This is a genomic window from Maribacter sp. (assembly GCF_039968975.1).
GTDB lineage: Bacteria > Bacteroidota > Bacteroidia > Flavobacteriales > Flavobacteriaceae > Maribacter.
In genome coordinates, this window is sequence record NZ_JBDVOT010000153.1 from 17,576 (window position 1) to 39,842 (window position 22,267).

Sequence of the window (22,267 nt, forward strand, 5' to 3'; positions counted from 1 at the left end):
TCATAGCATTCTCGAAAAACATACATGAAGGAGATAACCACCTATAATCGCTTACACTAAAAAAGCAATTGATAACCAATTAAGTAACTTCTATTTAATAAAAGATAGCGATTAATTAAAATGGTTGCGTAATCATTTCAATATTGTTCAATTCAAAAAAGATTTGGTAATTTAGCTTTCCAAAAAAATAGAGAATGAGTTCTGAAAAAGAAGCAAAATTAAAAGCATTAAAGCTGACCCTTGACAAGATGGATAAAACCTACGGTAAGGGCGCTGTAATGAAACTGGGAGATAGTGTTGTTGCAGATGTTGAAGTGATACCTTCTGGCTCTTTAGGTTTAGATATAGCATTAGGCGTAGGCGGTTACCCAAGAGGTCGTGTAATTGAAATTTACGGACCAGAATCTTCAGGTAAAACAACCCTTACCTTACATGCAATTGCAGAAGCACAAAAAAATGGAGGTATTGCAGCGTTTATAGATGCTGAACATGCCTTTGATCGTTTTTATGCTGAAAAATTAGGTGTAGATATCGATAACCTAATTATTTCTCAGCCAGATAATGGTGAGCAAGCTTTAGAAATTGCAGATAACCTAATTAGATCAGGAGCTATAGATATCGTTGTAGTCGATTCTGTTGCCGCCTTAACACCAAAAAGTGAGATCGAAGGTGAAATGGGAGATTCTAAAATGGGTCTTCATGCACGTTTAATGTCTCAGGCATTAAGAAAGCTTACCGGTTCTATCAGTAAAACAAATTGTACTGTAATATTCATTAACCAATTACGTGAAAAAATTGGTGTAATGTTCGGTAACCCAGAAACTACTACTGGTGGTAATGCACTTAAATTTTACGCATCTGTTCGTTTAGATATTAGAAGGTCTACACAAATAAAAGATACGGATGGTAATGTTAAGGGTAATAAGACCAGAGTTAAGGTGGTAAAGAACAAAGTAGCGCCACCTTTCCGTACTACTGAGTTTGACATTATGTACGGTGAAGGTATTTCTAAAGTTGGTGAAGTAATCGACTTAGGTGTTGAATACGAAATTGTTAAAAAGAGTGGATCATGGTTTAGCTATGGTGACACAAAATTAGGTCAAGGTCGTGATGCAGTTAAAAACCTACTTTTAGATAACCCTGAATTGTTCGAGGAGTTAGATGGTAAGATCAGAGAAGCCATTGCAGCCCTTAACGCTTAAATTCAGAGTTATTTAAGTAAACATAAATGAGTTAACGCAACCATTGCGCCTAGTTTTCATCTTATCACAAAATAGTTATACGATGAAAATTAAGTTAATGTTATTGACATTGGTCTTAGCATTTTTAAGCAATGGTTGTTCTATTGATGATGATGACGCCAATTTCCATTTCACAGCATTGGAGATTGTTAATGCAGAAGTACCAGAATCTTTTGATCTCAATGAGGTCTATACGATTTCTGTAAATTATTTAAAACCGGATAGCTGCACATACTATGAAGGTTTTGACGTTGTTAAAGATTCCCTGACCGTTAGAAGTGTTGTTGCCATAGGGGCAGTAAGAACTGATTTTGATGATTGTATGGAAGAATTAATTCAAGAAACAGCGTCTTTTAACTTCCAGGTGATTTATACCGAACCCTATACATTTAAATTTTATAAAGGAGATAATAGCGACGGAGAGGCAGAATATATGGAAATTGTCGTTCCAGTAAACAACCCTTAAAACAACCAACCATTTGTGAGTCTAGAAGAACTCATACATAATTGTAAAAAAGGAGACCGTAAAGCACAGGAGCTACTATACAGAGCCTATGCCACTACGCTATTTGGTATATGCCTTAAATACTCCAAATCAAAATCACAGGCAGAAGATACCTTGCACGACAGTTTTATGACCATTTATGACAAAATTGGCCAGTTTAAGAATAAGGGATCTTTTGAAGGTTGGATGAAAAGAATTACCGTTAACACCGCCCTACAAAAATATAGAAAGCAAGAGTACCTAAACGTAGTTACAGATAATACAGAAGAAGAAGTAACCGTTGATAATGCCTTTAGCGACATCAGCTTACAAACGCTTTTAAGTTACATTCAAGAATTACCAAATAAATACCGCGCAACATTCAATCTATATGTTATGGATGGCTATACGCATAAAGAAATTAGCGAAATACTGGGAACAACAATTGGCACCTCTAAATCAAATCTTGCCAGGGCCCGCACATTATTAAAAGAAAAAATAGAAACTAAGATCACACAATCTATTGTTAGTGTCTTAATTATAATATCAACACACTTTTTATAATCTGATTTTGATTATAAACAGAAACAGTACTAGATGCAGAAGAAAAATATAGACGAACTATTCCGAGATAAGCTATCGGACTTCAAACAAACACCAGACAACAAGGTCTGGCGTGCGATTGATGCGTCATTGGACAAAAGAAAAAAGAAAAGAATCATACCTTTATGGTGGTCGTTTGGTGGTATTGCTGCCGCAATAATGATTGGTTTATTAATATTTAACCCTTTTACAGAAGAACACACTACCAATGAAATTTTGGTAGACACCAATAATAAAGCAATTGAAGTAAAAGATATTCAACCAACTACAAAAACGGAGGTTTTTGTTGATTCAATAGACAACAACACCAACCCAATAGTTGAGCAATCTACCACGGTTATAGAAGAGCAATTTTCAAATACTAAAAGCAACTCACCAAACAGCAGAGATGATTCTAACAGTGCTGCTGTAATTAATAATAATGCAAACCAGAACTCTGAACTTGTTAGTACTATTGCGGAAAAAAGTACAAACACTTCAGAAAACAATACCATAAAACATGAAGTATTAGTAGCTGAAAATACTGCCAGCACAGAAATTGCTAAAAATGATATTGAAAACTCATCTACCATTATTCAAAAAACAAAAGAGAAGATAGCTGCCAACAATGCGGATGTTACTATTCAGTCAGACCCAAATATTTTGGGTAAAGAAAACGCTATAGCGGCAAATACCTCTATTGAAGACCCTACCGAAGAAATTGAATTAAACAAAAAATCAATTTATGAGGAAATAGAAGACCAAGAAGAGCTAAAAAAGAAGAAAGTTGCGAACAATAGGTGGTCTGCAGGGCCCAATGTTGCACCAGTATATTTTAATGCAATAGGTGAAGGCTCACCCGTTAATTCGATTTTTACTCCGAATACAAAATCAGGAACCGTAAACATGAGTTACGGTGTTTCTGTAGCCTATGCGGTTTCCAAAAAACTAACTATTCGCTCAGGAATCAATAAAGTTGATTATGGTTATGACACGGAAGATGTTGCTTTTTCATCTTCTTCCAGTTTAGCATCTGGCAATGGACAATTAGCTACTATTGATTATGCAGAAACATCAAATACATTAACCATTTCCAGTAAAATAGTCACCTCAGATAAATACAGTACCGTAAGTTCAGCTCAAGATGTTACAGCAAAAAGTGCATCTAAAGACGGATTTATGTCTCAACAATTAGGGTACTTAGAACTACCCGTAGAATTGAACTATGCACTAATCGATAAAAAATTCGAGGTAAATCTCATTGGTGGAGTTAGTTCACTATTCTTAATCGATAACGCGGTATCATTAACTTCAGGTGACTTAACCACTGAAATAGGTGAGGCAAATAATATTAACGATTTAAATTTCAGCGCCAACATGGGTCTAGGCCTTAACTATAATTTTTCGCAGAAGATTCGTTTTAATGTAGAACCCATATTTAAATATCAATTAAATACCTTTTCTGATGTAAACGGAACTTTTAGACCATATTCTGTTGGAGTTTATAGCGGGCTCTCTTTTCAATTTTAAAAATTGATTGAAGCATATTTATTAACCTAGCTATTTTTGGTTAAATCGTTAAGTATTGTTTCCCTAACACTTGTTCTTAGCTCTGTCGTATCTTCTGGACGAATGGAATGTGTTTCAACAAATGAGTGCACTCTAGCTCTACATTTACCGGGACCGCCACTAAAAAATGTAAAAGAAAACCTTTCCTTATTATCATAAAAGGTCATGGGCACTACGGGTATTTTATGAGCGATAGCCATTTTGAAAGCACCATCTTTAAACTTATCTAACAGCACATGCTCTTCTGGCACACCACCCTCAGGAAAAATACAGATACTCAAGCCCTGTTGCAGTCTTTTTTGCGCTCTTCTATATACAGCCGTTCTACTCTGTGTATTGTCGCGATCTACCATAATGCAAACGCGTTTATAGAAGAATCCGAATAAAGGTATTTTAACCAGTTCCTTCTTCCCCACAAATACAAATGGGTTTTTACTTACTATTAACATCAGCATAATATCTAGCATACTAGTATGGTTAGCCACCAACATGTAGCTCTTATTTTTAACCAACTTCTGCTCATAGGTCACTTTTGGAAAACAAAACATACCATATAGTATAAATCTTGCCCATAGATTTCTGGCCATCCAAAAAAACTGTGGATACCACGCCTCCCTTGAAGCAAATAGGACAAGAAATGGAAAAAAGAGTAGAATAGGAATGGCCACTAAAATATAAAACCAAATTCGATATATAGTTTGACCGGTTTGTTTAACCAATTTAAGCATAAATCAAAAGTAGTTATTTACGATAGTTTTTTTGTATTTGTTTTACCTTTGCTTTCTTAGAATAAAGAAAATGGCAAGAATTTTAACAGGCATACAAAGTACAGGGACTCCGCATTTAGGTAATATTCTTGGAGCGATCAAGCCAGCAATAGATATGGCAAACGATCCTTCTAACGAATCTTTTCTATTTATTGCAGATATGCATTCGTTAACACAGATTAAAAATGGCGCAGAATTACGTCATAACACCTATGCTGTTGCTGCAACATGGCTAGCTTTTGGGTTAGATATAGAAAATACTGTTTTTTACAGACAAAGCGATGTACCACAAACCACGGAGTTGGCTTGGTACCTAAGCTGCTTTTTTCCATATCAACGATTAACGCTTGCACATTCTTTTAAAGATAAGGCAGACAGGTTAGAAGATGTAAATGCCGGACTATTCACTTACCCAATGTTAATGGCGGCAGATATATTATTGTACGATGCTAACATTGTACCTGTAGGCAAAGATCAAATGCAACATATAGAAATGACTAGGGATGTTGCTTCTCGTTTTCACGCACAATTAGGCGAAACATTTGTATTACCAGAAGGTAAGGTACAAGAAGAAACCATGTACATACCGGGTACAGATGGGGCAAAAATGAGCAAGAGTAAAGGTAATTTGATAAGTCTATTTCAGACCGATAAAAAGTTACGCAAACAGATTATGGGAATACAGACGGATAGCACAGCAATGGAAGACCCAAAAGACCCTTCTACTGACAACGTATTCGCTTTATATAAAATATTGGCAAGTGAGCCACAAATTGAAGAAATGAGTGCTAATTACTTAGCAGGAAACTACGGTTACGGTCATGCAAAACAAGCACTTTATGAAGTAATTGTAAATAAGTTTGAAGAGCCCCGTGAAAAGTTTGAATACTACATGAACAACTTAAATGAGATTGATGATGCACTAGCTTTAGGTGCAGAAAAAGCTAGAAAAGTAGCGGACGGAGTACTAGAAAGAGTTCGTGAAAAGTTAGGTTATTAATTAATCACACAGAAAACTACAAATATTAAAAAACCGACCTAGTGGTCGGTTTTTTGTTTTTATTCATTCGTCTATCGATATTAAATTCGGAAATATCGATTAAGTGAGCATTTAATGATGAATTTTAATCTAAACTCATAAAAACAAACTAAGTGGTTTATAAAATTTTCAAATAGCCTCGAACAATTTACCTGGTAAGGGTCTTATTACTCCCTTCATTTCCATATTTAACAAGGTAGAAGATGTTCTATAAATAGGCAGTTTACAATCTAGGGCTATACTATCTAAAATTTGCTTTCCGTTATTCTGTAAATAGGTGTAAATACTTTGCTCAATATCATCCAGCTCAATAAACAATTGTTTTTGAATGGTCTTATGCTGTTTTTCTTCAATATCCCAATCCAACAAATAAATCAAATCTGCAGCTGAAGTCATTACATGTGCTTTTTGCTGCTTTATCAGGTTATTACAACCCAAGCTATATTTATCTGTTGTTCTACCTGGTACGGCAAAAACATCTCTATTATAACTATTGGCAATATCAGCAGTTACAAGGCTTCCACCTTTTTCTGCAGATTCCACTACTACCGTAGCTTCACTAACTCCCGCAATAATTCGGTTTCGTTTTAAGAAATTCTCACGTTCTGGATTGCTAGTACTCCAAAATTCAGTGTAGAACCCACCATTCTTTAAAACATCGGCTTGGTACTTGGCATGAACCTTTGGATAGATCTGATTTAAACCGTGAGCTAAGCATCCTACGGTTTGCAAACCATGTTTTACGGCTTCCCTCTGAATACAAATATCAACTCCGTATGCAAAGCCACTAATTATTACTGGATTTAAAGGAGCAACCTCTTCAATAAACTGCTCACAAAAAGACATTCCGTAGCTGGTTATATTACGCGTACCTACCACGCTAATCAGTTTACGGTTCTGTAAATCAATATTCCCTTTTTTAAACAATAGAATGGGACCGTCAATACAATGCTTTAAATACTTAGGGTAATCATCATCTAAAAAATAGGTACAACTTATATCATTCTTAAGAATATAATTGTATTCCGACTCTGCAGCCTCTAAATGTTCTAGATCAAATAAATGTCTAATGGTATGCGTACCTATACCATCAATTTTAAGCAGATTTTGCTTTTTATCTTCGAAAATTGCGGATGGACTACCACAATGTGAAATTAATTTCTTTGCAAGAGTGTCTCCTATATTTGGCACATGTTGCAAACGAAGAATTGCAACAAGTTCATCAGCAGTATGTTGTGTAGTTTTCATTTCTTGTTCACAAATAAGCGAAAAAAATATGTTAATAAAAAGTTACGAAAGAGGTTTTTATACCTCTTTATTTTTTTCATATTTGTGATCCAATGGTATTAGAACACTATATAAGCGATTTACTTTATAGGTACAACTGTGTTGTTGTTCCTGGATTTGGAGCATTCCTTACCCAAAAAAATTCTGCCCAAATAAACGTGGTTACAAACACGTTTAGCGCGCCAAATAAATCTATTGTTTTCAATAGACAACTCATTTCTAATGATGGGCTTTTGGTTTCTTATGTATCAAATGCAGAGAAAGTTTCTTATGAAACGGCATTGGTTGAAATTGAAAACCAAGTTAAAACTTGGCAAGAGGTTTTAGTTAAAGAAACTTCTTTGCACCTAAAGAATATTGGTTCTTTAACTAGAAATCAAGAAGATAAAATATTGTTTCAACCTGCTAACGAAACAAACTACTTAACGTCATCATTTGGTCTTTCTAACTTTAATTCTATTCCTGTAACCAGAGAAGTTTTAAAGGTTGAAGTAGAAGAGATCGAAGAAAAAATACCGTTCGTTATCAGTCCTGAGCGCAGAGAAACAAAAGGTTTTAGACCTTATTTAAAATATGCCGCTATTTTAATGTTGGCTTTCTCTACTGGCGTAACCGGTTATCGTGCTTACCAACAGCAGCATACAAACGAGCAAGTAGCGAGACAGGATGCTGAAGAGTTTGTAAACAAACAAATTCAAGAAGCAACCTTTTTTGATCTATCTCCTTTAGAATTACCAACGGTTACTGTTGATGCCACTACAACTTCAGCAACAAGACCTGCTATAAACAAAGGTGAAGCAACACATTTTATAGTTGCAGGTGCATTTAGGGTTAGAGGTAATGCAGATAGAAAAATAGAACAGCTTAAAGCTAACGGATTTAATGCCGGCTATTATGGTACTAATGCCTACGGTCTACACATGGTAACTTTTGATAGTTATACCAATGCCAACGATGCTTTAAAAGCGTTACGTGAAATTAAACGAACGCAATCTAAAGATGCTTGGTTATTAACAGAAAAATAAACCTATACACATTTTATAAGTACCGATGATGCCCGTATCTTTGCGGAAAATTTCAAATTAATGGAAGCAAAGACTCCTGCAGCATCACGTACTACAATGACCGATTTGGTTCTCCCAAGTGAGACCAACGCACTTCAAAATTTATTTGGCGGCGAATTATTGGCCCGTATGGATCGTGCGGCCAGTATTGCAGCAGGTAGACATAGCCGCAGAATCACTGTCACCGCATCTGTAAACCACGTAGCATTCAACTTGGCAATTCCGCTTGGTAGCGTTGTTACCGTAGAAGCTGCCGTTTCTAGAGCATATAACACCTCTATGGAGGTTTATATTGATGTTTGGATAGAAGACCGCTACAGTGGCAAGAGTACTAAGGCAAATGAAGCTATTTACACCTTTGTTGCCGTTGATGAAACAGGTACGCCAACTGAAGTTCCAGAATTAACACCGGAAACTCCTCTAGAAATTACTCGTTTTGAAGGTGCACTACGTAGAAAGCAATTAAGTTTAGTATTGGCCGGTAAAATGAAACCAGATAATGCTACCGAACTTAAAGCTTTGTTTACGAAGTAAATAGCGCTCTGTTTTATTTTTATAATTTCAGTTGTTAGTTTAGTTTTAGCAGTAATAATTGACTAAGAAAGTTCTAAATTCGTGTTTTTACTCAATTTGATTTTTCATTTGAAGATAAATCATGTTAAGACGAATTTCTCGTCCAAACTATTACAAACAAAATTATAATGAAAGACGGGATTATAAACTGGAATGTTGACCCTGAGATCTTTACGCTATTCAACACGTTTCCTATTAGGTACTATAGTTTATCCTGGGCTCTAGGCTGCGCCCTATGTTATTTCATTGTCAAACAAATTTATCGAAAAGAAAATATACCTCTTGAAAATTTAGAACAACTGACAATGTATATAATCGCAGGTGCATTTTTAGGAGCACGACTTGGGCATTGCTTTTTCTATGAGCCACAATACTACTTTGAAAATCCACTTGAAATTCTATTACCAATTCGAAAAATTGGAGAGTCTTTCGAATTCACCGGATTTCAAGGACTTGCAAGCCATGGTGGATTAATAGGAATCGTTGTGGCAATAATCTTATATGCTAGAAAAAGCAGAACAAATATATTATGGATAATGGACAGAATAGCACTTGGAACCTCTGTTACCGCTGCTTGTATTCGGATAGGTAATTTTATGAATTCCGAAGTTTATGGAAAACCAACAAACGGTAAATGGGGTGTAATTTTCGAAAGAGATGACCTAATTCCAAGGCACCCAACACAACTCTATGAAGCTGCATCTTATTTGTTTATTTTTTGTGTTCTTTTATTTATCTATAACTCAAAAAAAATTAAAAGGCAAAATGGGCTTATGGTCGGTGTTCTTTTTATCTTAATGTTTACAGCACGATTTATGATTGAATTTGTTAAAGAGAATCAAGTTGAATTTGAAGATTCTTTAACTTTAAATATGGGTCAAATTCTAAGTATTCCACTTATCCTTTTAGGAATATCGATTACCATCTACAGCAAAAAATCTAAAAATGCTTATTCCCATTAAAATTTGATTTTAAGAGTAAATCAAAAAGGTTTGCAGAAAGATGTTCAGTTAAGTTTATCAACTAATTTAAATTAAAACGCGGTAAATGTATTAAACACGGTATCCATGAAAAAAATCGTCGGAATCATATTAGCAATTATTATTTTAATTTCTTGTGAAAACATCATTAAAAAGAAAGAAAAACCTATTGCAAATACCGGATATCAGGAAATAAATACAGACTTATATCAACTAATTAAACCAAGTGAAAAAGCAAAAAAAGTATTGATCCTTTTCCCAGGTTACCCTCACAAGGGTGAAGACACTACAAAAGAATTCAAAATACTTAAATATACGGAAGAGAGTAACGTTGCAGTTATTTTCATGAACTACAATCAAAAACTGTGGCTAGAAGAAAATGAAAAGATTGCACTGGCAGAGCAACTAAAAAGCATATTTACAGAAAATAACTTGCCTATAAATGATGTTTATATTGGTGGATATTCAAGCGGTGGAAACGTTTCTTTATTAATAAGTTCATATTTAAATCAACATAAGCGCTTTAAATTAGCACCTAAAGGAGTTTTTATAGTGGACTCACCAATTGATTTGGTAGCGCTATATAAAAGCTCTCAAAAGAATTTAGAACGAAAATTTTCTGAAGTGTCTGTTGCAGAAAGTACCTGGATTATTGAAAATCTAGAAAATCAATTAGGTAATCCTAAAGACGATATTATAACATATCAGCAATATGCAGTCAATACTTCTGAAACTAATACCATCAATAATCTAATAGGCTTGAAAAACACGAAAATTCGACTTTATACTGAACCAGATACACTTTGGTGGAAAAAGAACAGAATGGCAGATTATGACCAATTGAACAGTTATTACATCAAAAGCCTTTCTGAAGACTTAAAAGAAGCAGGATTTAACCAAGTAGAATACATACCAACACAGGATAAGGGTTATCGAGCAAATGGAGAAAGGCATCCGCATAGTTGGTCTATAATTGACCAGAAAGAATTGATGACATGGATAAATGAGTAAAAATATCGCCCAGGTTCATTTAATCAAATTGTCTACCCCTATTTAAATAAGAGCTACCAGCAAATTTTGATTACACAGCCTCGCGATACAAATCTTTTTCTAACTCAGATTGCTTTAAGTCAACCTTAAAAGAAAGGTCCATTTCTATTTTGCTTGCATTATTCCAAATGAAAAGTGCAGCTAAACAAACAGTACCCAATACAAATAAGGCAATTGCAGAGGTTACAAAGCCACTGTACGCCAATGTTAAACAAGTAGCTAAAAATACTGTATAGATCAAAATTGACTTAAGCGATTCATTCAATGTAAAACCAGAAGATTTTAGTTTACTAACATTACCTGATTGGTTCTGAGTAGCATCGGAATTTAAAGTAATTGTGTTAAGCATAATAATTTCCTTTTTCTGATTAATACCTCAAAATTCGGAAAAAATAATCAACCATCACTTACATAATAACATGAAAATCAATATGATAAACTAAAATTAAAGAAATGATATTATTTAAATAACAGAAAAATAGTATTGATAAAATTCCCCGCTAAAAATTGAAGTTATCGGGATCGGGCCCAACGCGCTCTCCAGTCTCCAATCCGTCTAAAAAAGCAATATCAGCTGCAGACAACTCAAAATCAAAAATATCCGCATTAGATGCAATACGTTTTGTATGTACGGATTTAGGGATGGCAACAATACCTTTTTGCAAATTGTAACGTAGAATAATCTGTGCTACACTCTTATTATGCTTTTTAGCTATATCTGTACAAATATCCAACTCAAAAACCTTGCCTTGCATAAAAGGTGACCAAGACTCGTATTGAATTCCGTTATCGGTACAAAAATCAATCAACTCTTGTTGTACTAAATGCGGATGAAACTCCATTTGGTTCACCATAGGCACCACCGTACAATCGCTCATAACATCTTCTAAATGATGTTTTAGAAAATTACTGACACCAATAGCCCTAATCTTCTTTTGCGCGTACAAATGCTCTAAAGCTCTCCACGTATCTTTGTACTTACCTTCAACCGGCCAGTGAACCAAATATAAATCCAAGTAATCTACACCTAACCGATTTAAACTAGCATCAAAAGCTTTCAGTGTTTCTTCATAACCCTGATTATCGTTCCAAACTTTGGTTACCAGGAAAATCTCACTTCTATCTACTCCGCTTTCACGTATTCCTTTACCTACGCCCTCTTCATTCTTATAAGCTGCGGCAGTATCTATATGACGATACCCTAACTGAAGTGCACTTTTAACAGCATCTACAACTTCTTGATCATTATCTGATAAGTATGTACCTAAACCTAGATATGGCATTTGAACCCCGTTACGCAGTTCAAAGCTTCCTTTAATATCTGTAATCTTGAGTTCGTTTTTCATCGTTGTATTTTTTAAAGACGATACACCCACTCTTCTGGGTTAAGACGAGATGTATCTTGATATAAATAAAATTTTAAACGGGTCTGGCCATTGTTCTTATTGGTGTATACTATACCTAGTTCTTCTTTACTGGCTACTTTATCACCCTTTTTCACGTATAGCTCAGAAAGATTATAGTAGGTGCTAATAAAGTTACCGTGTTTGATTTGAACACCTTTATTACCTCCAGGTACTGCCAAAATAGCAATGACCTCACCTTCAAAAATAGCGCGGGCTTTAGAACCCTCATCGGTTGCAATAATAACTCCGTTACTTTGATGCTTGATGCCTGGGTAGACCGGATCGGCATACACTCCAAATCCCTGGCTTTTGATGCCTTTTTCAACTGGCCAAATTAGTTTTCCCTTATTCGCAGAAAAGTTTTTTGCAATAACGGTAGCCTCTGGAGTTAAAACGAATTTACTTGAGTTTTTAGTTGTACTGCCTGATTTTTTATTGGATGCGGCAATAGCACTTCTAATCAATTTTTCTATCTGCTGATCTATCTTTCTTGCTTCCTTCTTTTTAGTTTCAATAGCACTTGCATATTTACTTTCGTTCTTACGAATTGTTCCCAGCAATGCTTTTTGAGTCTGTATTTCGGCAAACAATTGATTTTTAGCTTTCTTGTTCTGTGCAAGCAATACCTCTTTTACTTTTCGCTCTTCATTTAAATCTGCATTTAAGCGAGAAAGCTCTTCTGTTTTAACCAATATCTGTGCTCCCTGCTCTTTTCTATAATCTGTATACTGCTTCATATACTGAAGCCTTTTAAAGGCTTGAAAAAAGCTTTCTGAAGACAACAAGAACATTAATCTATTCTGTTTTGATTTGTTCTGATATGACTTCTGAATCATTTTGGCGTACTCATCCTTTACCTCTTGAAGCTCCGTCTTTAACTTGCCAATATTTCTAATGTTGGTATTGATCTGTCTGTTCAACAAATTAGACTGTTGATTGGTAACCCTAATTAATTGTTGGCGTACAGTGATTTTCTTATCTAACGCCTCCATTTGATCTAAGACATTACCTTTCTCTTTTTTTTCGGCAAAAAGTAACCTGTTTATGTTTCGAATTTCAGATTGAAGTTGCGCTCGTTTTTCCTCCAAAGCTTTTTGCTCGCTGGTTTGCGCAAAAGCAGATACTGAAGTAAACAGTACCAATAGAAAACAAACATATTTTAATTTGAACAACATCTTCTTACAACTCTATTTCTTTAAACCCTTTTGGTATTGAATATGGAAAGTTAACTTTTCCGTTCAATTCTAAATTTTTAAACTCAAGGCCTATCGTATTTTCCTTATCCTTACTTATGGCCTTCACCATAATCTCATTAGGCAAAACTTCTTTATCTATACTTTGATAATTTTTATACGCAATTTCTAACAAGCGTTTATCGGCTGGCTGAGAAAGCTGTTGTAATGCCATCTTAAAATTTTGAGGTTCTATTTGAAACAAAGTCTTGTATAAAGTACCTTGCTCCTTTGGAGTAAGTCTGTAAGTATCTGCTGAAACACCAATATCATATTTCTCCTCTCTTAAGTCCACTATTGCCTGACCGGTCAATAAATTTTGTAAAATCGAAAAATCGACCTCAGTTCCTAACAACTCACTTAAATAGGAAAAATCACCATCAAAATATTCGTTCTCTAACTTATTATAAAAAGAAACTCTATCTGGTGTAATATATGCTTTTACAATACCTAAAGGAGCACTCATCCAAATAGCTTTATCTTTTTCCATTCTTAGGCTGACAGAAACACCTTGAGAAGATTCACCATCAGAATAATTTATTTTTACCCTACCTGCCAATGTCTTAAAACCAGCTTCATTTTGGTAATGCGCCTTAATCACCGATTTAGATGATAATTTAGCATCTACCGTACCACCAGAAATCACCTTTGTACTTTTACAAGAAGCCATAAAAGCTATCACAACCATCAGTAAAACATACTTTATCTTCATTGTACTCAAAAACTTCGTCATCTAAAATTACTATTTAATTTTACTAAGGTACATATTTGCTTTAGAGGTATTATTGGTTGCGGTATATGCATTAGCCAATTCTTTATAAATAGCATTTTCTAACTGCGTATCATCAATTAGATAATCTAAAGCTGTTTCCAAAATATCTATAGCATCTTTATGTCTTGAGGCTTTATTCAAAGCCGCACCGTTTGCATAATAAAAATAAGGTTGAGAAGGAAAACTCTCCATAGCCTCTTCCGTTGTAGTAAGTACTTCATCATTATCAGAAGCTGAACTAAGCATAACTTCAATCTTAGCTTTATAGGCTGATACAGTGTTTAAATCTTCAGAAGGAACTTTAGTTTCGGTTTTTACAACAGGTACTACTTTCTTTTGTTGTTTGGCAATAGAGTCATTTATTTTACCCTCTAAGTATTCTTGTTTTTTAGAGGTCTTAACTCCTTTCAACATTGACTTAGCAGTTAAATAATCTTCATTTAAAAAGTAGATTTCCGCCAAATTACCTCTAAGTACGACATTACTCCATGGCAATTCTCCCTTTATTTCACCTATGACCGTTTTTTTGGCATCGACAATGTCAACCAAAGTTTCTGCATACCAATAATTTTCAGGTTCTCCATTCAAAGCTTCTAACGCATAGTCTTGAGCAAGTATAAATTGCTTATCATATAAATGAAATTTAGCAAGTTCAAAAGAAACGACAGTATTTTGAGGTTGTAAACGTTTACATTCTAAAAAATAGGTAATGGCACGATCATAATTTCTTATGCCCATTTGTTTTAGTCCCTCGAAAAAATTTTCTTGAAAAGTGTCTGAGTATTCTTCTAGAAAGACTTCTGAGCTTTGCTCAACCTCCAATTCTTGATTTTCTTGCGCATAAGTCCAGCTCGGCATAATAAATACGCCGAAAAACAAACCCAAAAAAATCAATTTCTTCATCTCAATTTTATAAAACTACTTTACACCGGTACTACCAAAACCGCCTTCTCCTCTAGCAGTTTCAGACAAGCTATCTACAAGGTTCCACTCAGCGCGTTCATGTTTTGCAATGACCATTTGTGCAATACGTTCACCATTTTCAATTACAAAATCCTCGCTAGAAATATTTACTAGAATTACACCTATTTCTCCTCTATAATCAGCATCTATTGTGCCAGGAGCGTTAAGTACCGTAATTCCTTTTTTTGCTGCAAGCCCACTTCTTGGTCTTACTTGAGCTTCAACACCTACCGGCAACTCAACAAAAAGACCAGTTGGTATAATAGCTCTGCCTAAAGGTTGTAGCGTAACCGCTTCGTCAAGATTAGCTCTTAAGTCCATACCTGCAGATGCACTTGTTTCGTAATGTGGTAAATCGTGATTCGATTTATTAATAATTTTTATGTTCATCTGTTTACATATAGTTTTTTAAGGTTCTCAAATTCTAATTTATATACCAGACCTAAGAACAAAATTAATAACGGAATACCAATAAAAAGGTTTCTATCAAAAATGTAAAATGAAAGAGTAGAAAACAAGATGGATATACCTAAATAAAATATAATTTTTCTGAAGTTATAAGGAATAGGATAGTACATGCGCCCAAAATAAAAGGAAAGCAGCATCATGGTTCCATATGCCAATAACGTTGCAACTGCTGAAGCCATATATCCAAAATACGGAATGAATATTAGATTGACTATTATAGTCAATACAGCACCGATCATTGAAATATATGCCCCAAACTTTGTACGATCAGTAACTTTATACCAAACCGATAGGTTATGATAAATACCCAAGAAAAAACTTGCTAAAACAATCAAGGGCACTATTGGCATGGCATCCCAATACGCTTCGTTCAAAACTAAAAACTGTTTTAAAACATCAGCAAAAACTACCACAGTTAACAATATTACACTTCCCATAACCACAAAATAATTAGTTATTTGAGCATAAGCTTTTTCTGGATTTTTAGTATCAGAATGACTAAAGAAAAAGGGCTCTATTCCCATTCGAAAAGCGGTAGCAAATAGGGTCATAAAAAGTGCTAGTTTATAACATGCTGAATATTTACCCATTTCAGTCTTTGCGATTTCAACAGGTAAAAGTTCTGAAAGTAAGTACCGATCAAATACCTCATTAATTGTAAATGCAATACCGGCGACCATAACTGGCATTGCATAACGTACCATTCTTTTCCAAAGGTCTTTATCAAAAACATAAGGTTTACGAATATATACCCTAATCATTAGTAATAATGTAACACCGCTTGCAATAAGATTGGCGATTAAAATATAAGGGATTTCATAATCTGGCTTATAGAGCGATTTTAAAAATCCTTCTGAAGCTCCTGCGGTAACTTTGGGCAAAAGGATTAAGAAAAACAAGGTAAGCCCCAAATTGAGCGATACATTTAGAATTTTTACAAAAGCGTAACGCATAGGCTTTTCATTTGCCCGCAACCATGCAAAAGGTATAATTGCCAAAGCATCTAGTGCTAAAATACCTAACACGTAGTTCATAAAGGGCAAATCGATATTTAATGCTAATGATAATTTTTCTTTAAAAAGAACACCAATTAAGACCAATAAGGCCGTAGAGCCCATAATGGATAACAATGATGTACTAACTACTTTCTTTTTATTTTCTGAATCTTTATAAAAACGGAAAAAAGCAGTTTCCATTCCATATGCTAAAAAAACATTGAAAATTGCAAACCACGAAAAAATAAGTGTAACCTCACCATATTTACCCGGTGCCATAACATCAGTATAAATAGGCACAAGCAAAAACGAAATCATCCTTGGCAAGACAGTTGCCAAGCCATAAATTGCCGTTTGTTTAAAAAGTTTTTTGAGTGGATTCAAGCACTATACATTCAGGCGATAAAAGTACCTATTAAAAGCCTAGTTACAAAGTTAGTTTTTGGGTGCGCCCTTATAAATTAATGGTTGCTTTTGTTTTATACCATTTATTTTGGCATATTTCACTTCTCCATTTTCATTATAACTTATAACAGCCTCATCTGTATTCAACGCTAACTTTAAAGTTTCAGATGATTCGGGGTTATTGTTAGGTATTCTAACCAAAATCATTTTTTGATTATCAACAGTATTTACTATTGCCTTCACCTGTTTACCTCGAAAATATACTTCATTCAATTCAATATCAGAATTTTCAAGTAATGAAACCGGAATTCGTAACTCGGTACCAGAACCACTTTCTTCTCTACCACCAGTATACTGTTGACAAGTAGCATTTCCAATTTCAAACGGAGTCTCCGTTTGTAGTTTTTTCTGCGAGGTACAACTGGTTAAACAAAGACAGAATATTAAAAAGCAACTAAGTACATATTTCATTAGACCCATATTATTCTTATAAAGATAATAAGTAATATGGGTTTAATAGGTCATTTAACATTGCTATCACAAATTATATACTCAGTCTCTTAATTGCAATTGCTTTAATTTAAAGAGTTCATTTTTTACCTGCTTGTATAAAAACACAGAGAACACTATTAAAAAAACAACTGATGAGCATAAAATATAGATATAAAAACCGTTAGATAAAGTAGCTTTAAATAATGGTAATAAAATTATAAACCCAACGGTATAAACAATAACAGCTACCGGTGTAACCAAGTAATGCGTGTATTTCCGGAAAGAATAATAGGTTGTTAAGTCTTCTTTGAAAGTGCTAGCATCTTCGCTAAAATTTACTTTTCGTAGTTTCTTCAAGCTAAATAGTTCAATGGCAATTCTAATTACCAAACTGCCAATCATTAAGCCAATACCAAGCATGAATGTAGCGCTCTTATATCCTGATACATATATTAAGAAAGAAACCAATATTATAATAGTAAGCGTTAAAACTATATTACCGGTTTTCTGCTTGTTCTCTATGGATTTTACATTTTTTAAAAGGGATTGAAATCCGTCATCGGTTGCAGGTATTTCTGATTGGTTCTGCCATTTATTTTGTAAATCTTCAAAGTTATTCATTGTTTACGCATTTTGTAAGTTGTTGTTTTATTCTATGTATTCTAGTTCTAACAGCTTCGTGTTTAATTCCAATAATTTTTGAAATTTCTAACTGCGGAACTCCCTCTAACTCCAATAATATTATAGCCTTATTGGTACTACTTAATGTATTGATGCATTTGTATAATTGAACAAGCATATCTTCTTTATCATTAGAATTTTCAATAGCTCCGCTTATCTGCAAATCACTAACTAATTGCTTGTTCCCTTTTTTACGTTCGCGCCTTATTTCAGCCAAACATGTGTTTACACAAATACGATAGATCCAAGTGTCTATTGCACTTTCATTTCTAAAGTTATCTAAGTTTTGCCACACCTTTATAAACGTTTCTTGAGCCAGGTCTTTGGCTAGAGCTTCATTACCTTCTGTATAACCCATACATAATCGCATGACTTTTTGGTAATTGTTTTTATATAACTCTTTGTATTTAATTTCTTTTGATGCCATTAATTATCCAGTTCAGCATTTAAGTTTTCTAAAAACCATGTAGGTTGATCTAACATAATAAAATGAGAAGAACCTTCAGCAAATTGTATAGTATACTCTGAAAGTTTTTTATATTGAGTATCGTAGGTAGATTTAGCCATTTCTAATCCATAAGGTTCAGTAGCCGCTAATATTGTAACCGGTGTTTCTATTTTACCCAAGTCTTCACGAAGATCTAGTTTTAAAAGATCGGTATACCCATAAACATAGGTTTCTCTATCCGCCTTAATCATCCAATTTTTGATTATATCCTGATTTGACTTTTCTTTGGTCATACCACTTGCCATTTGAGCAGCCATAGCTTCAAAATCAATAGCATTCATTGCCAGTACCTGTTTATTGTAAGGCGAGTCATATATCATATACTCACTTTTAAAATTAGGCATCATTAAAGTACCGGTGGACGGTAAAGCATCTACAACTATTACTTTTTTAAAAGTATTTTCTTCTGTTGCCATCCAAAGTGCCAAGGCACCACCTAAACTATGCCCTAGCAAAACCGCATTTTCCAGTTTGTTTTGTAAAATATACTCTTCTACACTTTCTTTAATTTTTGGTAACCAAGGCTTTTCAATCGCAGGTACATCACCAAAACCAGCAAAAGTAAATACGTGACACTCGTAATTTTTTGACAATTCTTCTACGGTATCATTCCAAACATCTCCCGTACAGGCAAACCCTGGAAATAATAATATAGGATTACCAGTACCGGTTACTTCAACTTTGAAAGATGAGTTCTGTGCAGTACTAGAAAGTGAGACAAAAGTAAAAAATGCGATAAGTAAAGTTTTAATTGTTTTCATTCTAAGAGTTTTTGATTATTTACCCTTTAGATTCAAGAATTAAAAAATGTTACATCTAAAATTGAAAAAAAAATTATTCCGGCTCTACATCCATCCTTTTTATAGCTGTAGATGCTAAAATAAAAGCCGCTAAGAGAAATATCGCCGCCAAGGCATACGGAGCACCCGGAAAGTATATAGAAGCTTCTGGGCGGATAAAATAATAAAATACCGGTGCAAAGATGAACTGACCCAAAATAGCAGTGATGCTCACCAAACCGGTTATAGATCCCTGTAATATTCCCTGTTCTTTTTCAGAAACCTGATTAGAAATAACCCCTTGTACTGTAGGACCGGCAATACCACCTAAAGCATACGGAACTAAAAAGGCGTACAACATCCAGGGTTCTTTGGCGAATGAAAATAGAAACATACCGACTGTCCAAAGTAAAAACCCGAATGTAATTACTTTACGCTTTCCGAATTTGGCTACAATCTTCCCCACCAAATAACCTTGAACAATAGCCACTAGCAAACCAACTACCATTAACGATAATCCTATCTGCTTAGGATTCCAATCATAACGTTCTATACCATAATAAGACCATGTAGAAGGTAATGCTTGACCGGCAAGGTTTGCCAAGAAGAATGCTGAAATCAATAATAAGATACCCTTATAATTTCTCAAAGCGAACAAAGAAACCCCAGGAATCATTTTTGAGAAGTTGATGTGCCTTCTATTCTCTGGAGTCAAAGATTCAGGAACAAAGAAATACCCAAAAAGAAAATTGGCAAATGTTAAGCCCGCAGCAATATAAAATGGGAGTCTAATATCTATCTCTCCAAAAAATCCACCAATACCAGGACCTATGATAAATCCAATTCCGAATGCGGCACCTATTAATCCGAAGTTCTTTGCCTTATTTTCTTTGGTACTTACATCAGCGATATACGCAGATGCAACGGTAAAACTAGCACCCGTAATTCCTGCTAAAAAACGACCTAGAAATAACCATGTAATTGTTGGTGCCCAAGCATGAATCAAGTAATCTATACTTAAGCCTAAAAGGGCAAGAAGCAATATGGGTCTTCTTCCAAATCTATCGGATATTTCGCCTAACACCGGCGAAAACAAGAACTGCATGCCCGCAAAAGCAGTAGTCAACCACATTCCGTATATAATAGCCATGTGATTACCCTCACCTGTTAATTCCATAATCAAATCGGGAATAATTGGGAGAATGATACCGATACCAATAACATCAACCAAAATGGTGATAAAAATAAAGAGTAAAGCTGTTTTTTTAGATTTCATGGTCAAGGCAAAAGTCGGGTAAAAAAAGTAATCTTAAAGCTATAAAAGCAAAAACCCCACTTTTAGGTGGGGTTTTCAATTCTATATATTTTCAAGCTTATATGACTTCACTTATGTTAGTCACAAAAGACAATAGAAGTATTAGTTATTCAATGCCTCAGCACCACCAACGATTTCTAAAATCTCATTGGTAATAGCAGCCTGTCTTGCTTTGTTATATGTTAACTTCAATTGATCACGCATTTCTGTTGCGTTATCGGTTGCTTTGTGCATTGCCGTCATACGTGCACCATGCTCACTAGCAAATGAATCTCTAATACCTTTGTACAATTGTGTTTTTAAGGATTTAGGGATTAATTGCTCAATGATTTCAACTTTAGATGGTTCAAAAGTATAATCGGCACTCGCAGTTTCTTCAACTTCTAATGGAACAATTGGTAAAAATTGTTCGGTCATTACAATTTGGGTAGCAGCATTTTTAAACTTATTGTAAACAATCTCAATACGATCATATTCACCTTCCGTAAAAAGAGCCATTAAACTTTCAGCAATTTCAGCTACGTTGTCAAAAGTTAAATCGTCATAAACTTCACTATAATTAGCAATTACTTTATAACGCTTCTCAAGGTAATCATTAGCTTTTTTACCAACTGCAACGAAATCTACTTGTTTATCAGCGTAAACATTTTCGACCAAATTGGTTGATTGCTTTAAAATATTAGTGTTAAAAGCACCACAAAGACCTCTATTAGAAGTAACTGATACCACTAAAACCTTGTTTACAACACGATTATCGGCATAAACACTACCGGAATCACCTTCTAAACTAGCACTTAAGTTTTGTAATAGTTCAGTAAGTTTATCTGCATAAGGTCTCATTGCCGTAATAGCATCTTGCGCCTTTTTCAATTTTGCAGCAGATACCATTTTCATAGCACTGGTAATCTGCATCGTTGAAGAAACCGATGAAATCCTATTACGTATCTCCTTTAAATTTGCCATTTTATTCAGTATTTAGTAAATAGTATAAAGTAATGAGTTACTCTTTTGCTTTGTACTTTTTACTTAGTGTTCAATACTCTGAACTATTTTTAATAATCATATTTAATTAAAGTCCCATCCATTTGGTATTGAAAATCAAAGCTGGTACCACCCGACATAGGCTCTAGTGTTAAAAAATACTGCATTGATTCAAAATTACCATCATTAGGGGCATTTACTAAAATAAGCTGCACCTTACCATCAATCTTCTTATCAGCCTTAAGCTTCGCTTTAGCATCATCAACAATTTTACCAAGAACATCAAACTTAACTTGTTTACCTACTTGGAACATATAATCTTCTGCTTTTGCGCCCTCAGGAACCTCAAGAGTAATATCTGAATTTTGCTTCCATGAACCTTGAAAGAGTGCCCAATCAGCCATTTTCATAGAAGAAGGGTCCTCTGTATTTGTAACAGAAACTACCGATCCTAAATCACTCGATGTTACATTGATAGAAGTATAATAGGCATCGCCAAATTCACTTTGTAATTCAACTCCTAAAGATTGTATAGAAGCAGCGTTCTCAGCGTAATTTGTTTTACCATTACCACAAGACATTAAAGTTAATAGACTTATAAAAAATACACTTTTTAAAACAGTTTTCATATTAT

Annotated in this window: 25 protein-coding genes; 9 read left to right on the forward strand and 16 right to left on the reverse strand. The window is 34.5% G+C overall.

From position 1 onward, the window contains the following. The first annotated feature begins 194 nt into the window (after positions 1 to 194). The 4 genes from recA (at position 195) to ABJI11_RS10390 (ending at position 3,837) form a co-directional block, all read left to right on the forward strand. Positions 195 to 1,202: a recombinase RecA gene (recA, locus tag ABJI11_RS10375; RefSeq protein WP_276491528.1), complete on the forward strand. Its 1,008-nt coding sequence runs from the start codon at positions 195 to 197 to the stop codon at positions 1,200 to 1,202. Between the two features lie 82 nt (positions 1,203 to 1,284). After that, entirely contained in the window at positions 1,285 to 1,707 is a 423-nt protein-coding gene (locus ABJI11_RS10380; RefSeq protein WP_276491527.1) for a hypothetical protein, read from the forward strand. 15 nt (positions 1,708 to 1,722) lie between these two features. Continuing rightward, positions 1,723 to 2,289 carry an RNA polymerase sigma factor gene (locus tag ABJI11_RS10385; protein ID WP_348351868.1) on the forward strand — a complete coding sequence of 189 codons (567 nt, stop codon included), beginning with the start codon at positions 1,723 to 1,725 and terminating at the stop codon, positions 2,287 to 2,289. 33 nt (positions 2,290 to 2,322) lie between these two features. After that, positions 2,323 to 3,837: a hypothetical protein gene (locus ABJI11_RS10390; RefSeq protein ID WP_348351870.1), complete on the forward strand. Its 1,515-nt coding sequence runs from the start codon at positions 2,323 to 2,325 to the stop codon at positions 3,835 to 3,837. A gap of 26 nt (positions 3,838 to 3,863) precedes the next feature. Here ABJI11_RS10390 and ABJI11_RS10395 read toward each other — a convergent pair whose 3' ends face one another. Beyond that, entirely contained in the window at positions 3,864 to 4,604 is a 741-nt protein-coding gene (locus ABJI11_RS10395; RefSeq protein ID WP_348351871.1) for a lysophospholipid acyltransferase family protein, read from the reverse strand. Between the two features lie 70 nt (positions 4,605 to 4,674). On the opposite strand from ABJI11_RS10395, the gene trpS reads away from it, so the two are divergent. Continuing rightward, a complete protein-coding gene (gene trpS, locus ABJI11_RS10400; RefSeq protein ID WP_276491522.1) occupies positions 4,675 to 5,643 on the forward strand; it encodes a tryptophan--tRNA ligase in 969 nt (322 codons plus the stop codon). A gap of 168 nt (positions 5,644 to 5,811) precedes the next feature. Here the strand turns inward: trpS and dprA are convergent, their stop codons facing one another. Beyond that, positions 5,812 to 6,930, reverse strand: coding sequence for a DNA-processing protein DprA (dprA, locus tag ABJI11_RS10405; RefSeq protein ID WP_348351873.1), 1,119 nt, complete (start codon positions 6,928 to 6,930; stop codon positions 5,812 to 5,814). Positions 6,931 to 7,022: 92 nt separating this feature from the next. On the opposite strand from dprA, the gene ABJI11_RS10410 reads away from it, so the two are divergent. The 4 genes from ABJI11_RS10410 to ABJI11_RS10425 all read left to right on the forward strand — a co-directional run bounded on the left by ABJI11_RS10410 (position 7,023) and on the right by ABJI11_RS10425 (position 10,597). Further along, the gene (locus tag ABJI11_RS10410; RefSeq protein WP_276491520.1) at positions 7,023 to 7,994 is read left to right on the forward strand and encodes an SPOR domain-containing protein; all 972 of its coding nucleotides are present in this window, start codon (positions 7,023 to 7,025) and stop codon (positions 7,992 to 7,994) included. A gap of 60 nt (positions 7,995 to 8,054) precedes the next feature. Then, positions 8,055 to 8,567 carry an acyl-CoA thioesterase gene (locus ABJI11_RS10415; protein WP_036151042.1) on the forward strand — a complete coding sequence of 171 codons (513 nt, stop codon included), beginning with the start codon at positions 8,055 to 8,057 and terminating at the stop codon, positions 8,565 to 8,567. Positions 8,568 to 8,734: 167 nt separating this feature from the next. Further along, complete coding sequence (gene lgt, locus ABJI11_RS10420; protein ID WP_348351875.1) at positions 8,735 to 9,568, forward strand: prolipoprotein diacylglyceryl transferase; 834 nt, start codon at positions 8,735 to 8,737, stop codon at positions 9,566 to 9,568. 105 nt (positions 9,569 to 9,673) lie between these two features. Then, complete coding sequence (locus ABJI11_RS10425; RefSeq protein WP_348351877.1) at positions 9,674 to 10,597, forward strand: hypothetical protein; 924 nt, start codon at positions 9,674 to 9,676, stop codon at positions 10,595 to 10,597. A 70-nt stretch (positions 10,598 to 10,667) separates the two neighbouring features. Here the strand turns inward: ABJI11_RS10425 and ABJI11_RS10430 are convergent, their stop codons facing one another. The 14 genes from ABJI11_RS10430 to ABJI11_RS10495 form a co-directional block, all read right to left on the reverse strand. Further along, the gene (locus ABJI11_RS10430; protein WP_348351879.1) at positions 10,668 to 10,985 is read right to left on the reverse strand and encodes a hypothetical protein; all 318 of its coding nucleotides are present in this window, start codon (positions 10,983 to 10,985) and stop codon (positions 10,668 to 10,670) included. A 151-nt stretch (positions 10,986 to 11,136) separates the two neighbouring features. Then, the gene (locus ABJI11_RS10435; RefSeq protein ID WP_348351881.1) at positions 11,137 to 11,982 is read right to left on the reverse strand and encodes an aldo/keto reductase; all 846 of its coding nucleotides are present in this window, start codon (positions 11,980 to 11,982) and stop codon (positions 11,137 to 11,139) included. An 11-nt stretch (positions 11,983 to 11,993) separates the two neighbouring features. Beyond that, a complete protein-coding gene (locus ABJI11_RS10440; protein WP_276491516.1) occupies positions 11,994 to 13,217 on the reverse strand; it encodes a peptidoglycan DD-metalloendopeptidase family protein in 1,224 nt (407 codons plus the stop codon). A gap of 4 nt (positions 13,218 to 13,221) precedes the next feature. Next, positions 13,222 to 14,007: a DUF4292 domain-containing protein gene (locus ABJI11_RS10445; protein ID WP_348351883.1), complete on the reverse strand. Its 786-nt coding sequence runs from the start codon at positions 14,005 to 14,007 to the stop codon at positions 13,222 to 13,224. A gap of 9 nt (positions 14,008 to 14,016) precedes the next feature. Then, positions 14,017 to 14,949, reverse strand: coding sequence for a hypothetical protein (locus ABJI11_RS10450; RefSeq protein ID WP_348351885.1), 933 nt, complete (start codon positions 14,947 to 14,949; stop codon positions 14,017 to 14,019). Positions 14,950 to 14,964: 15 nt separating this feature from the next. Continuing rightward, positions 14,965 to 15,399 (reverse strand): dUTP diphosphatase, encoded by a 435-nt coding sequence (gene dut, locus ABJI11_RS10455; RefSeq protein WP_348351887.1) that lies wholly within the window; start codon positions 15,397 to 15,399, stop codon positions 14,965 to 14,967. Next, a complete protein-coding gene (locus tag ABJI11_RS10460; RefSeq protein ID WP_348351889.1) occupies positions 15,396 to 16,856 on the reverse strand; it encodes an oligosaccharide flippase family protein in 1,461 nt (486 codons plus the stop codon). The genes dut and ABJI11_RS10460 overlap by 4 nt, the downstream gene beginning before the upstream one ends. Before the next feature lie 51 nt (positions 16,857 to 16,907). Then, entirely contained in the window at positions 16,908 to 17,348 is a 441-nt protein-coding gene (locus ABJI11_RS10465) for a hypothetical protein (RefSeq protein WP_348351891.1), read from the reverse strand. A gap of 81 nt (positions 17,349 to 17,429) precedes the next feature. Beyond that, positions 17,430 to 17,990 carry a hypothetical protein gene (locus tag ABJI11_RS10470; RefSeq protein ID WP_348351893.1) on the reverse strand — a complete coding sequence of 187 codons (561 nt, stop codon included), beginning with the start codon at positions 17,988 to 17,990 and terminating at the stop codon, positions 17,430 to 17,432. After that, complete coding sequence (locus ABJI11_RS10475) at positions 17,983 to 18,477, reverse strand: RNA polymerase sigma factor (RefSeq protein ID WP_348351895.1); 495 nt, start codon at positions 18,475 to 18,477, stop codon at positions 17,983 to 17,985. The genes ABJI11_RS10470 and ABJI11_RS10475 overlap by 8 nt, the downstream gene beginning before the upstream one ends. After that, a complete protein-coding gene (locus tag ABJI11_RS10480) occupies positions 18,477 to 19,319 on the reverse strand; it encodes an alpha/beta hydrolase (protein ID WP_348351897.1) in 843 nt (280 codons plus the stop codon). The genes ABJI11_RS10475 and ABJI11_RS10480 overlap by 1 nt, the downstream gene beginning before the upstream one ends. A gap of 73 nt (positions 19,320 to 19,392) precedes the next feature. Next, positions 19,393 to 20,613, reverse strand: a complete 1,221-nt coding sequence (locus tag ABJI11_RS10485) for a TCR/Tet family MFS transporter (RefSeq protein ID WP_348351899.1) — start codon at positions 20,611 to 20,613, stop codon at positions 19,393 to 19,395. A gap of 141 nt (positions 20,614 to 20,754) precedes the next feature. Then, positions 20,755 to 21,615 carry an ATP synthase F1 subunit gamma gene (atpG, locus tag ABJI11_RS10490; protein ID WP_348351901.1) on the reverse strand — a complete coding sequence of 287 codons (861 nt, stop codon included), beginning with the start codon at positions 21,613 to 21,615 and terminating at the stop codon, positions 20,755 to 20,757. 89 nt (positions 21,616 to 21,704) lie between these two features. Further along, on the reverse strand, positions 21,705 to 22,262 hold the full coding sequence (locus tag ABJI11_RS10495) for a hypothetical protein (RefSeq protein WP_348351903.1): 558 nt from the start codon (positions 22,260 to 22,262) through the stop codon (positions 21,705 to 21,707). Positions 22,263 to 22,267: the final 5 nt, after the last annotated feature.

Excerpts from the sequence above, each read along its gene's own strand:
- recA (WP_276491528.1), top strand. The coding sequence starts at position 195 with ATGAGTTCTGAAAAAGAAGCAAAATTAAAAGCATTAAAGCTGACCCTT.
- ABJI11_RS10380 (WP_276491527.1), top strand. The coding sequence starts at position 1,285 with ATGAAAATTAAGTTAATGTTATTGACATTGGTCTTAGCATTTTTAAGC.
- ABJI11_RS10390 (WP_348351870.1), top strand. The coding sequence starts at position 2,323 with ATGCAGAAGAAAAATATAGACGAACTATTCCGAGATAAGCTATCGGAC.
- ABJI11_RS10395 (WP_348351871.1), bottom strand. The coding sequence starts at position 4,604 with ATGCTTAAATTGGTTAAACAAACCGGTCAAACTATATATCGAATTTGG.
- trpS (WP_276491522.1), top strand. The coding sequence starts at position 4,675 with ATGGCAAGAATTTTAACAGGCATACAAAGTACAGGGACTCCGCATTTA.
- dprA (WP_348351873.1), bottom strand. The coding sequence starts at position 6,930 with ATGAAAACTACACAACATACTGCTGATGAACTTGTTGCAATTCTTCGT.
- ABJI11_RS10410 (WP_276491520.1), top strand. The coding sequence starts at position 7,023 with ATGGTATTAGAACACTATATAAGCGATTTACTTTATAGGTACAACTGT.
- ABJI11_RS10415 (WP_036151042.1), top strand. The coding sequence starts at position 8,055 with ATGGAAGCAAAGACTCCTGCAGCATCACGTACTACAATGACCGATTTG.
- lgt (WP_348351875.1), top strand. The coding sequence starts at position 8,735 with ATGAAAGACGGGATTATAAACTGGAATGTTGACCCTGAGATCTTTACG.
- ABJI11_RS10425 (WP_348351877.1), top strand. The coding sequence starts at position 9,674 with ATGAAAAAAATCGTCGGAATCATATTAGCAATTATTATTTTAATTTCT.
- ABJI11_RS10430 (WP_348351879.1), bottom strand. The coding sequence starts at position 10,985 with ATGCTTAACACAATTACTTTAAATTCCGATGCTACTCAGAACCAATCA.
- ABJI11_RS10435 (WP_348351881.1), bottom strand. The coding sequence starts at position 11,982 with ATGAAAAACGAACTCAAGATTACAGATATTAAAGGAAGCTTTGAACTG.
- ABJI11_RS10440 (WP_276491516.1), bottom strand. The coding sequence starts at position 13,217 with ATGTTGTTCAAATTAAAATATGTTTGTTTTCTATTGGTACTGTTTACT.
- ABJI11_RS10445 (WP_348351883.1), bottom strand. The coding sequence starts at position 14,007 with ATGACGAAGTTTTTGAGTACAATGAAGATAAAGTATGTTTTACTGATG.
- ABJI11_RS10450 (WP_348351885.1), bottom strand. The coding sequence starts at position 14,949 with ATGAAGAAATTGATTTTTTTGGGTTTGTTTTTCGGCGTATTTATTATG.
- dut (WP_348351887.1), bottom strand. The coding sequence starts at position 15,399 with ATGAACATAAAAATTATTAATAAATCGAATCACGATTTACCACATTAC.
- ABJI11_RS10465 (WP_348351891.1), bottom strand. The coding sequence starts at position 17,348 with ATGAAATATGTACTTAGTTGCTTTTTAATATTCTGTCTTTGTTTAACC.
- ABJI11_RS10470 (WP_348351893.1), bottom strand. The coding sequence starts at position 17,990 with ATGAATAACTTTGAAGATTTACAAAATAAATGGCAGAACCAATCAGAA.
- ABJI11_RS10475 (WP_348351895.1), bottom strand. The coding sequence starts at position 18,477 with ATGGCATCAAAAGAAATTAAATACAAAGAGTTATATAAAAACAATTAC.
- ABJI11_RS10480 (WP_348351897.1), bottom strand. The coding sequence starts at position 19,319 with ATGAAAACAATTAAAACTTTACTTATCGCATTTTTTACTTTTGTCTCA.
- ABJI11_RS10485 (WP_348351899.1), bottom strand. The coding sequence starts at position 20,613 with ATGAAATCTAAAAAAACAGCTTTACTCTTTATTTTTATCACCATTTTG.
- atpG (WP_348351901.1), bottom strand. The coding sequence starts at position 21,615 with ATGGCAAATTTAAAGGAGATACGTAATAGGATTTCATCGGTTTCTTCA.
- ABJI11_RS10495 (WP_348351903.1), bottom strand. The coding sequence starts at position 22,262 with ATGAAAACTGTTTTAAAAAGTGTATTTTTTATAAGTCTATTAACTTTA.